The following is a 6,691-nucleotide window of genomic DNA, read 5'->3' as shown; positions in this document are numbered from 1 at the left end:
ACGCAAGATGAAATCGCCGCCCGCATGGCCCCTCTTTCCCGAAAGACACCGCCCGCGGACGTTCCGAAGGAAGACGTCCGGGGGATGCGCTGGCTTACCCCGCGGCTGGTGGCGGAGGTGCGGTTTGCCGAGTTCACCGAAGACGGGCGGCTTCGCCATGCCGTTTTCCTTGGGCTGAGAGAGGACAAGGCCGCCGAAGACGTGAAGATGGAGGTTCCCGTCGTGTCATTGAAGAAATCGGAAAATCAACAGACCGAAGTCGCAGGTATCTCCATCAGCTCGCCCGAGCGCGAGGTCTATCCCGGTGCCGGGATCACCAAGCTGGACGTCGCCCGATACTACGAAGCTGTTGCGGAGCGCATGCTTCTCCACGCGGCGGACCGGCCCCTTTCGCTCGTCCGCCTGCCCGAAGGCCTCGATGGGGAGCGGTTCTTTCAGAAACATGCCGGAAAAGGGTTTCCGAGCGCCATCCATGCTGTTCCGGTCAAAGAAAGTGACGGCAAGGAAAAGGACTATATGTACGTGAAAGACACCGCCGGTTTGGTCGGTGCCGTTCAGATGGGCACATTGGAATTCCACATCTGGGGCGCGCGGAGAGACCGGCTCGACCGGCCGGATCGCCTGGTTTTCGATCTCGACCCCGACGAAGACTTGGATTTCGCCGCAGTCCGCGATGCGGCCTTCGACATCAGGGACAGGCTTGATCATCTCGGCCTACCCTCATGGCCCCTGCTTACAGGTGGCAAGGGCATACATGTCACTGTCCCTCTGCGCCGTACCGCTACCTGGGAAACCGTCACGCTTTTCGCGCGCACCTTCGCCGGTTTATCTGCGCAGCGAAGCCCGGAAACCTATACCGCCACCATGTCGAAAGCCAAACGCAAGGGGCGGATCTTCATCGACTGGCTTCGGAACGATCGGGGCTCCACCGCGATCAGCCCATGGTCCCTGCGTGCGAAACCCGGCGCGCCTGCCGCGGTTCCCACCACTTGGAACGGGTTGAAGAAAGCAAAGCGGGCGAACGCCACAGACCTTCGCCAAGCGATCAAACTGAAGGACCCGGGGCATTACCCCGAGCCCGCAACGCTTTCGAATAAGGTGATAGAACGCCTTGAAACGGCCTTTGCCGATGAGGGTTAGGCCGACGACCCGCTCAGACGTCCCTTGCGCAGCCAAGCGGCACAATCTTCGCCTAATTCGGTAACAGCGCGCTCTTCATAGGCCCTGTTATCCGCCTCTGTCAGCATACCCTGCCAGCGCCCGTTGACGCCCTTATGCAGGAACGTCCGGGCGCCGCCCTCCCAGAAGGCACCTCCAAGCGGCACGCAGGCGGGGGCATTCGCCTTCATCCAGTCAAAGCTGCAATGCTCTTCGATCACGTTCCAGTCCGAAGGTTCGATATCCAGAAATTCGGCGATACGGCGGATTTCACCGCTCATATCCGCCTTGAGATCGGCAAAATGGACCATCAGGACATTCGGCAGGTCACGTATCGCCCACCAACTGCGGACATTTTCCCAGAACGGCCAGAAAGGCGCTCCGTCGTTCGCAAGCCAGTGGCGGAAATACTCCACGGGGTCGGGGGATGGGCGCTCGATCTCCGGACCGACGCGGCCCGGGGTTTGGTTCAGGGCATCGTACCAAAGCTGGTTGGCGTTCAGATGGTGGTTGTGCATGCTCCACATCACGTCACGGCCGTCGCGGCCGATATAGATGTATTTTACCTGATCGCTGAAGATGAGCGCGTCGACCGGCAGATGTGTCTTGAGAAACCGGCGATTGGTCTGTGCCTCGATTTCCGGCATCTTGACCTCGCGCGGCGGGATCCGCAGATCGACCCAAGGGCTAAGCTCGGCCGTCGCAACATCAGCGCGCCCGTCAAAGATCAGTTGACCGACGATCTGCTGCATCCATGTCGTGCCCGACTTGGCGTAGGTCGCGATCACGATGTCGTCCGGGCGGAAGGAGACGTCCTCCCAGAACGTACTGTCGATATGGTGGTTGTGGATGTCACGCGTCTTGATGGGACGCTTATGAGCAGCGTTGTATTCATGGTTTTTCATTGGATTATTCCCTTCCGGCAATAGGCTGGTGAACAACCTCATGATGCCAGCCCCGCCGGGCGCTGCGTATCCGGCGAAAAGAAGAACCATTCTGCGATAACGCATAATGGCGCTATAATGCTGCCATGTACGAATGGAGTGACCTGCGTATCTTCCTTGCCGTCGAGCGCGAAGGCTCGACCTTGGCTGCGGCCAGAACCCTGAACGTGAACCAGACGACTGTAAGCCGCAGACTTCAGGCGCTGGAACGCGGATTGGGGCTTCGTCTGTTCGAGCGGAGCACGAGGGGCCATGCGCTGACACCGCAGGGCGCGGCCCTTGTAGCGCGGGCCGAAGCGGTGGAGGCCGCCGCAAAGGAAGTGGAGCTTGAGGCAGAGCGCCTGACCCGTGATCTGACCGGCGTCATCCGGGTCACGGCTGCGGAAAGCATCATGACCCATGTGGTCAGCCGATTGATCACCGCCTATCGCGCCGCCCACCCCGAAGTGCGCTTCGAATCCCTTTCAGCCGAGGACCGGCTGGCCCTTGAACGGGGCGAGGCCGACATCGCCTTCCGCGCAGGCGAGGTACAGCTTGGCGACACGCTGATCGGCCAGCGGCTGCCCGATATCCCATGGACCGTCTATTGTTCCGAAAGCTATGCGGCCACCCACGGGCGGCCAAGCGGCCTTGCAGATCTGGCAGATCATACAGTGGTCGCCTACAGCGGAGCCCCATCGATGCAGCCCTTTTCGATCCACTTCATGTCGCATGTGCGGGGGGAGCAGGTCGTGGCCACCAGCAACACCGTTTCCAACATGACGGGCGTATTGCGGACGGGAATGGGTGTCGGGATGCTCAACGTCTTCGAGGGAGACGGAACCCCGGGACTGGTGCGATGTTTTTCACCACTGCCCCAGATGGCCAGCCCGTGGTGGCTGGTGGCGGCCCCCGAAGCCTATCTGCAACCTCGCATCCGCAGCTTCATGGCCTACGCCGCCGCCCGTATCCGGCAGGATCGGCGGCTGGGCAGATAAAGGAAAGGGGGAGAATGGCTGGGGCGCGAGATAATCCTCACAAAAACCCACGTTTGCACATCAATGCAATGTCATGAGCGAGATCACCCCCACTCCCACCAGGCTCAGCGCCCAGACCACATCGAGATTAAACCAGCCTTTTGACAGGAACTTGAGGCCAATCCAACGATAAACACCATATGCGATGGCCCCTCCGGAAGCGATCATCGCGACGGTATGAACCAGCGCGACGGCAACTGCGATGGCGACAATTCCACCCATGACGCCCAAGACCGGGACATGCGCAGGATCCGCTTCGATCATGCAGCAAATTCCAAGGTAAACCGGAACCAGCATCAACCCGGCACCATGCGCCAAGGCCACCAGAAAGGACCAGAGCGCCAGTTGTGACGGCGGCACCCGCGCCAGAAACCTTGGATGCCGTCTGTTCATCAAAAGATAGATGCCGACCGCGATCAACAGCCAGGCGGCAGCGACCTGAAACTCGCGATGCCATTCGATGAGTACAGACAGAATCGAGAACGGCAATAGGATCGCAAGCATGGCCACGAGATGCCCAAGCGCCAGCGATCCGAGCGCCCGGTAAAGACTGGATGAGGCCCGTTCCATCAACGCCGCTGATACCGCCAGCGGCCAGCCCATACCGGGGTTCACCCCGTGGTAAATCCCGGAAAAGACAACGACCCACCAGAGGGCCGTCGTCGTTTCAACATCGTTCACCCGTCAAACTGACGGGTAGCAGAAACTATCGGTAGAGCAATCGCCGCCCTCAAGCCGGATCTGATGGCTCCGATAGCCCTTCGGAAAGTCGACGTAGAAATCCTTATCCAGCTCGATGCCCCCGTTCGCACCGACATTCGCCATGACCATTTGGCCGCCTTCGTCGTCCGGATAGAACTGATCGTCCCATGTGGAGTAGAGCGAGTTCGTCCAATAGACCCGTTTGCCGTCGCGACTGATCTCGACCATCTGCGGACCGTAGGCGAAGGGTTTGCCATTCGGATGCTTGGCCCCTCGGGCAATACCGCCGACCTCAACCTTGCCGGTCAGTTTTGGATTCATCGGATCGGACACATCATACTGGTGCATCTCTCCCTGACCCCAGCAGGCAACATAGAGGTACTTGTCGTCGAGGCTAAGATCGATGTCGGTCACCAGCGGCGGCACGGCTTCGAACCCTTGCAGCAACGGGGGTAGGTTTTCCTTCTTTTCGGGGCGTGGATCGATGGTGATCGTCTTCTTGGCCTCGAATGTGCCGTCGTCCTTCTGCCACCAAGTGAAGATCGCGCCCTGAAGATTGGTCGTGTCGACGACGACCCCGCAAAAGCCGTAGTCCTTCGCCGGATCATGCGCGGGCCGGATCTCCAGCGCCATCTGGTGGGTCTCGCCCAGATCGATGGTCTGGACGTTTTTCCGCTCGCGCAGGTTCCAGAAGTGAATCTTGTGCCCGTACTTGTTCGACAGCAGATCCTCGGCCACGATCCCGTTTTCGAATTGCGGTGGCAGGCCCCATTCAGAACTCACCATGTAGTCGCGGGGCAGATTCCACCAGAAATCGTAGTGCTTGTCCTGTTCGCCCCTGTCCATCTCATAGCGGCCCAGAATATCGAAGGTCTCGCAATCCATGATGAAGATACCCGGCGGCCCGTCCGTGCCGTCCTCGCCGCGTCCGCCAAGGGTCGACACGTATATCCCCTCTGGTCCGCAATGAATGGTATGCGGTCGCGAATACCCCGTCTTCGCGAACACTTCTTCCGGCTCAATGATCTTGTGAATCTTGGCTTTCAACGGCTCTTTCACATCGATCACGTAGATGCGGGACGAGCGAATACCTGGGATAATCAGGTACCGGCGTTCCAGAAAGGCATGCCCCGTCAATGGGGAAAGCGCCGAGGAACAGGCGTTCCAGCCGAAATGATGAAACTCGTCGCCTTTGTTCGGCATGATGAGCTGATGTACGATCTCGCCAAAGGTCTTTGACTGCGGATCGACATCGACAACCGCCAGCCCATCTGGTTGAGACCCGTCGGGACTGAGCATCAACGTAAACGCCAACGTCTCCGCCGGGGCCTCCATCGCAATCTTGGGCGTGGCATAGAATGTGGGGTCGGGTCTAAGGTTCATTTTGGCTCCTCCCAGAAAGGTGACGTGTTGAAACCCGCCACTCGGAACAAATGTGCCACAGACTGCGGTTTTCGTGAAACAAAACTTTCTGAGGAGGTGCTTGCACAGAATTTATGCCTGATTGGGCTTACTGTGCGGCCGAGCGACGAAAGCGAAAACCTCAGGCTTGTAGCGGATAGGTTGGCGACGCGAGCTCCTCGGCATTGCTTTCAGGCCGCAGCCGGGACTCATCGTTTGGGAGAGTTGATGGGCTCTAGGGACCGCAGGCCACATATGCCAGATCGGCGATAAAGTGGCCAAATTACTGGGTCTTGCAGACAGAAAAAAAGCCGCAACCCGATCGGGTGCGGCTTTAATCGCGAAACTTGGTTGCGGGAGTAGGATTTGAACCTACGACCTTCAGGTTATGAGCCTGACGAGCTACCGGGCTGCTCCATCCCGCGACAGTGTTCTGTGTGATCATCGAAGAGAGATACATTATCAGAGGTTTTACTAGGTTTGGCGGTGACCTACTCTCCCACGTCTTAAGACGCAGTACCATCGGCGCGACGGCACTTAACTGCCGAGTTCGGGATGGGATCGGGTGTTTTGCTCGCGCTATGACCACCAAACCATGAAAAACCTCTGACTGTCCAAGTCAGCACGCTAAACGTGCTGTGTATGCTTCTGTTTGTATCCGAAAAGTAAGATCAATCTTGCTTCTACTGGATCAAATCAAGCCTATCGAGCAATTAGTACCAGTCAACTGAACGTATTACTACGCTTACATCTCTGGCCTATCGACGAGGTGGTCTACCTCGGCTCTCAGGGATACCTTGTTTTGAGGGGGGCTTCCCGCTTAGATGCCTTCAGCGGTTATCCTGTCCGATCATAGCTACCCTGCACTGCTGCTGGCGCAACAACAGGTCCACCAGTGGATCGTTCACCCCGGTCCTCTCGTACTAGGGGCAACTCCTCTCAAGTATCCTACACCCACGGAAGATAGGGACCGAACTGTCTCACGACGTTCTAAACCCAGCTCACGTACCTCTTTAAACGGCGAACAGCCGTACCCTTGGGACCTGCTCCAGCCCCAGGATGAGATGAGCCGACATCGAGGTGCCAAACACTGCCGTCGATATGGACTCTTGGGCAGTATCAGCCTGTTATCCCCGGCGTACCTTTTATCCGTTGAGCGATGGCCCTCCCACTTGGGACCACCGGATCACTATGGCCGTCTTTCGACTCTGCTCGACTTGTCAGTCTTGCAGTCAGGCTGGCTTCTGCCATTGCACTCAACGAGCGATTTCCGACCGCTCTGAGCCAACCTTCGCGCGCCTCCGTTACGATTTAGGAGGCGACCGCCCCAGTCAAACTACCCACCACACAGGGTCCCGGATCCGGATAACGGACCGCGGTTAGACATCAAGCAGAACAAGGGTGGTATCTCAAGGGAGGCTCCACGCAGACTGGCGTCCACGCTTCAAAGCCCACCACCTATCCTGCACA

General features: G+C 58.4%; 5 protein-coding genes, 1 tRNA gene and 2 rRNA genes. 2 read left to right on the top strand and 6 right to left on the bottom strand.

The window, feature by feature from the left end; genetic code table 11:
* Positions 1-1,140, top strand: a 1,140-nt coding sequence (ligD, locus tag A3728_RS18710) for a DNA ligase D (protein ID WP_082858017.1), incomplete at its 5' end; no start/stop codon positions are given.
* On the opposite strand, the gene A3728_RS18705 is transcribed toward ligD, so the two are convergent.
* Positions 1,137-2,063, bottom strand: coding sequence for a sulfotransferase domain-containing protein (locus A3728_RS18705; protein WP_067927353.1), 927 nt, complete (start codon positions 2,061-2,063; stop codon positions 1,137-1,139). The two genes, ligD and A3728_RS18705, sit on opposite strands and share 4 nt — an antisense overlap.
* A 125-nt stretch (positions 2,064-2,188) precedes the next feature.
* On the opposite strand from A3728_RS18705, the gene A3728_RS18700 reads away from it, so the two are divergent.
* Positions 2,189-3,079, top strand: coding sequence for a LysR family transcriptional regulator (locus A3728_RS18700; protein ID WP_067927349.1), 891 nt, complete (start codon positions 2,189-2,191; stop codon positions 3,077-3,079).
* A 60-nt stretch (positions 3,080-3,139) separates the two neighbouring features.
* On the opposite strand, the gene A3728_RS18695 is transcribed toward A3728_RS18700, so the two are convergent.
* From A3728_RS18695 to A3728_RS18675, 5 genes are all read right to left on the bottom strand, one after another.
* Positions 3,140-3,799: a hypothetical protein gene (locus tag A3728_RS18695; RefSeq protein ID WP_067927347.1), complete on the bottom strand. Its 660-nt coding sequence runs from the start codon at positions 3,797-3,799 to the stop codon at positions 3,140-3,142.
* Positions 3,800-3,802: 3 nt separating this feature from the next.
* Positions 3,803-5,203: a selenium-binding protein SBP56-related protein gene (locus A3728_RS18690; RefSeq protein ID WP_067927344.1), complete on the bottom strand. Its 1,401-nt coding sequence runs from the start codon at positions 5,201-5,203 to the stop codon at positions 3,803-3,805.
* 366 nt (positions 5,204-5,569) lie between these two features.
* Positions 5,570-5,646: transfer RNA gene (locus A3728_RS18685), tRNA-Met, on the bottom strand.
* A 53-nt stretch (positions 5,647-5,699) separates the two neighbouring features.
* Positions 5,700-5,814, bottom strand: a 5S ribosomal RNA gene (rrf, locus tag A3728_RS18680).
* Positions 5,815-5,913: 99 nt separating this feature from the next.
* Positions 5,914-6,691, bottom strand: a 23S ribosomal RNA gene (locus A3728_RS18675); the annotation flags it as partial.

This window comes from Sulfitobacter sp. HI0040, assembly GCF_001634885.1.
In the GTDB taxonomy this organism is placed as follows: Bacteria; Pseudomonadota; Alphaproteobacteria; order Rhodobacterales; family Rhodobacteraceae; genus Sulfitobacter.
Note: the sequence above shows the minus strand (reverse complement) of the source record. Positions and strands in the feature narration are given on the sequence as shown.